General features: G+C 72.2%; 2 protein-coding genes. Both read right to left on the reverse strand.

Annotated elements, in window-relative coordinates:
* Nucleotides 1-50: 50 nt before the first annotated feature.
* Nucleotides 51-1505 (reverse strand): FG-GAP-like repeat-containing protein, encoded by a 1455-nt coding sequence (locus B7767_RS01530; RefSeq protein WP_256923284.1) that lies wholly within the window; start codon nt 1503-1505, stop codon nt 51-53.
* A 222-nt stretch (nt 1506-1727) separates the two neighbouring features.
* Nucleotides 1728-2653, reverse strand: a 926-nt coding sequence (locus B7767_RS46100; RefSeq protein ID WP_085570489.1) for a hypothetical protein, incomplete at its 5' end; no start/stop codon positions are given.

Consider the following 2653-nt stretch of genomic DNA (forward strand, 5'->3'; position numbering starts at 1 on the left):
CGGCGGTGAGCGCCGGTCCCGGCCCGCGGTGGCGGCCGGAACGGAAACGGTCAGCCGTTGACGTGGAAGCCGAACATCGGGTAGCCCGCCGACGACAGCCCGGCGGTGCCGAGGCCGATGCCGCGGCCGGTGGTGTCGATCTTCAGGCCGTCGGAGTTGAAGGTGACGGCGTAGCCGTTGGAGTCGTTCTCCCACGGCAGGCCGACGGTCAGGTCGGCCTTTCCGTCGCCGGTGACGTCGGAGAGGAGGACCTCGCCGCCGAAGCCGTCGCCCTTCTCGTTGCCGCCGGGGACGCCCGGGGTGTCCTGGTGCAGGGACTGGGAGCCGGTCTCCAGGAGGCCGGAGGCCCCGCCGTAGAGCACGGTGACCATGCCGGCGTCCTCGAACTCGCCCAGGTCCTCGCCCGGCGCGCCGATGACGAGGTCGTCGTGGCCGTCGCCGTTGATGTCGCCGAGGGAGACCTCGTAGCCGAAGTTGTCGCCGTTCTCGTTGCTGCCCGGGACGCCGGCGCTGTTCTGGTTGACGCGCTCGATGGCGTCGGGGCCGTACGACGTGCCGTAGACGACGTCCACCGACCCGCCCTTGGCGGTGCCCGGGGTCTCCGTGCTGGGGTCCCACGAGTTGCCGATGACGATGTCGCCGTAGCCGTCGCCGTTCACGTCGCCGATGTCGGAGATGACGCCGGCGGGGAGCTTCTGGGCGCCGGTGGCGGTGGCTCCGGAGGAGGAGCCGGGCAGCCAGTAGTTGGCGTTGTACGAGTAGTCGCCCCCGCTGTCGCCCTCGAAGCCGTCGACGACCAGGTCGGTGCGGCCGTCGGCGTTGGTGTCGCCGGGGGTGAGGTTGAAGATGTCGGTGCCCGGGACCTTCAGGATGGGCGCGGTGATGGTGTAACGGCCGCCGGTGGAGCCGGACTTGGTGAATCCGCCGCGGTAGATGTCGATCTTGTTGATGTCCGAGGCGATCGCGAGGTCGGCCTTGCCGTCGCCGTTGTAGTCGCCGGCGGCGACCACCTGGCCGAACCAGTCGTGGATGGAGCGGGTGGGGTCGGACACGGTGGTGCCGCCGGAGAGGCCGCCGGAGCCGCCCCACAGGATGACGACGGTGCCGCCGTTGGCGTCGGTGCCCGCGTCCTCGCCCGGGGCGCCCACGGCGAGGTCGGCGTAGCCGTCACCGTTGAAGTCGCCGGGGGCGGTGTGGGCGCCGAACTGGTCGTCCTTCTCGGCGGCGCCGGGGACGCCCGCGCTGTCCTGGGTGAGGGTCTGGATCCTGCCCGCGCCGGCGCCCTGGGGGGAACCGTAGAGGACCGTCACCGCACCGGCGCTGCCCTTGCCGCTCACGGAGGCGAGGGGGGCGGTGACGGCGACGTCCCGGTAGCCGTCACCGTTGAAGTCGCTGTCGATGCCCGAGGGGGCGGCGGACGCCGGGCCGGCCATGGCGACCAGCAGGCCGCCGGTGAGTGCGGCCGCGGTGGCGGTCGCGAGAGCGGTGCGGAGGTTCTTGTGCAAGGAGGTCTCCTGCCGGTGTGCGGGACGGCCGCCGGGAACGGTCGGCCACGGGTCGTGGGGCGCCGTGTTGCCCGTGTTTCGCCCTGAGTTGTCCTGCGGTTCACGGGTGATCGCCGATCAAGAGACCTCCGAGCGGACCCGAGGGTTGTACGTGAACATGACGGAATGGAGGAATGAGGGAACGGTGAAGCCGGGGTGGGCGTGGAGCCACCCCGGTGGCCGCTAGGTGTTGTTGCTCGAAGGGCCGAAGAACTCGATCTCGGCGATCGCCACCTGCTTCTTCGGGTCGGCACCGTAGGCCGAGCGCAGGATGAAGCGCACGGAGGTCACCTCGCCGACCCGGAACTTGCGGCGCTGGCCGCCGGCACCCTGGTCCAGGGTGATGGTGCGGGTGATCTTCTTGCCGTCGGCGAGGGTGATCTGCGCGTCGAGCTGACGCGGGAGAGCCGACGCCGAGAGCTGGTCCGGCTTGGTCGAGGTGCCGGGGGTGATCACGAGGTCCAGCAGACGGGTCGGCCGGTCGAAGGTGGCCTCCAGCCATTCGCCCTCGGCGGCCTGCGCGATGCCGGGGCCCCACCAGGTGTTGTTGAGCTTGTCGAAGGCGAGGGGGGCGCCGTGCTCGGAGTAGGAGCGGGACGCCTTGACGCTGGACGGGCCGACCGGGGCCCGCTTGGCGAAGTGGTCGCGGGTGGCCTGGATCATCGCGCCCAGGTTCACGATCAGGGTGATGACCAGTCCGATGACGACGGCGGCGACGACCCAGTTCCAGATGTGGCCGAAGCCCCGGCGCAGTCGCGGGCGCTCGCCCGCCCAGGCCGACTCGGCGTCCCGGGCGCCGAACACCCGGCGCCACCAGGGCAGCCGTCCCGGGGTGTCCTCGCCGCGGGTCATCGACATGGCGCAACGGGAGCAGTAGTGCCGTTCGGGGCGGTTGAGGGTGGAGCACCAGGGGCAGGGGACGCCGCCCTCCGCGTCGGACTGCGGGCCCACGGCGCGCACCTGGGGGCGGTGGGCGACGGGACGTCCGGGCAGGACCGGCGCGACGGCGGGCTCGTCCGGGGCGCGGGGCTCCGGGTCGGCGACGGGAACGAGGAGGGACCTGGCCCGCTCGGCGGCGGCAGCGTCGTCGTCGTGGCGGTGGTGGGGCT

It is taken from the genome of Streptomyces sp. 13-12-16 (genome assembly GCF_002114215.1).
GTDB lineage: Bacteria > Actinomycetota > Actinomycetes > Streptomycetales > Streptomycetaceae > Streptomyces.